Source organism: Shewanella sp. T24-MNA-CIBAN-0130, from assembly GCF_040310185.1.
Taxonomy (GTDB): Bacteria; Pseudomonadota; Gammaproteobacteria; order Enterobacterales; family Shewanellaceae; genus Shewanella; species Shewanella psychromarinicola.
The window spans coordinates 1-265 of record NZ_JBEOPP010000344.1; the positions used below are offsets into that span (position 1 = coordinate 1).

Annotated in this window: 1 protein-coding gene; it reads left to right on the top strand. The window is 38.5% G+C overall.

Annotated elements, in window-relative coordinates:
* Window positions 1-37: 37 nt before the first annotated feature.
* Window positions 38-265: hypothetical protein (locus tag AAEZ02_RS22655; protein ID WP_351125319.1), on the top strand; the 228-nt coding region annotated here is incomplete at its 3' end.

Below are 265 nucleotides of genomic sequence, written 5' to 3' on the forward strand. Positions count from 1 at the left end.
TCCTATATTATTCATCTTACTAATCCATCGAGTTGTTATGCATTCACGTTACGCATCTGTTTTTGGTATAGAAAAGCTTGAACCTAATCAACACTTTCGCCCAGCTCAAGCTGAGTTGTCAGCGACTTCACCGTTAATTCTCTGTGATACATTAAAAGATGATATTGAGCGTGCCTTTGCGCCTGTAACAATAAACTCAATTGTTAAATCATCAACCATTGAGTTTAGTGAGCAACAATTAGGCCTGCCTGATTCTAACCTAACC